Genomic DNA, 1,144 nt, shown 5'->3' with positions numbered 1-1,144 from the left:
CATTTTTTTCTCCTTGCTGAATTGCTAACTCCTCCAATGCTGTTGTTATTTCCTGCGATAGTAGTTCATGAATCTTTTCCGCGTCACTCATCGATGCAAGAAGCGCTGATACTCTATCTGGGATATTGAGAAGATTATTTCTTACCACTCTTGCTGCGTTAAAAGCTTCGGTTTTTACTTCTTCTATCGGCACTAATTCTCCAATTTCAGCTTTTGCTTTGGCTTCTAGCAATTTCCCTCGTTCTATTTCGTTCTTGATACGAGTTTTGAGGAGCATAGTAGATAGTTCATTAGCTTCACCGTTTTTTCTGCGTTGCGGTTGACTTGGATCTCGTATAACTTCTATTGCTTCATTTGCCTGCTCTCTATCAATCATACCATCCTTAAGTTCTACAATCCCCTGTTTTACTAAATAACAGACATACTGCTTGGAAAATCCTTGTTCTCTTGCCCATTCTGTTTGAGTAATTTTTTCTCTTTCCACTTTTCTTATGAGTTTTTTTCTTGAATCTGTGCAAAAGTCTTGCCAGAGTTGGAAAGAATAGCTTCTCTTCCCGTATACACCTGCCAACGTTTTATCGTTACATCAACAAACTTCGGATCAAGCTCTATAGTTCTACACACTCTTCCTGTTCTCTCACATGCAATCAGCGTGCTGCCAGAACCACTAAATGGATCTAAAACGATATCTCCTGGTCTACTGCTGTTTACTATTGCTCTTTCCATTAACTCCACTGGCTTCATCGTTGGGTGCAGAGTATTGTGAACCGGCTTATCATAAAACCACAGATCGCTTTGATTTCTTCCCCCATACCACTGACGCTTATTGCCTTCTTTCCAGCCATAGAGTATTGTTTCATATTGCCTTTGATAATCTGCTCTTCCGATAGTAAAATGATTCTTTGCCCAGATGATAAACGTTGACCAATGTCCTCCTGCTTCTGCAAATACTTTTTGTAGCGTAGAAAGTTCTGAAGATGCTGAGCAAATATAAACTGCCCCTTTGGTATGAGCTAAAATATGCGAGCAAACATCAAAAAGAAATAACCCGTACTTTTCACCTTGATCATCGCCAAGTATTTTTCTATCATCTCTTTCTTGACTAGCACCATAATCTACGTTATAAGGAGGGTCGCAAACGGTA

At 39.6% G+C, this 1,144-nt stretch carries 2 protein-coding genes; both read right to left on the bottom strand.

Going from position 1 to position 1,144, the window contains the following annotated elements; genetic code table 11:
• A partial coding sequence (locus IC220_RS07765) for a hypothetical protein (protein WP_188153818.1) occupies positions 1-484 on the bottom strand: 484 nt, incomplete at its 3' end.
• A 5-nt stretch (positions 485-489) separates the two neighbouring features.
• A partial coding sequence (locus IC220_RS07760) for a DNA-methyltransferase (protein ID WP_188153817.1) occupies positions 490-1,144 on the bottom strand: 655 nt, incomplete at its 5' end.

It is taken from the genome of Wolbachia endosymbiont of Pentalonia nigronervosa, from assembly GCF_014534705.1.
GTDB lineage: Bacteria > Pseudomonadota > Alphaproteobacteria > Rickettsiales > Anaplasmataceae > Wolbachia.
This window is presented reverse-complemented; position numbering and strand designations above follow the sequence as displayed.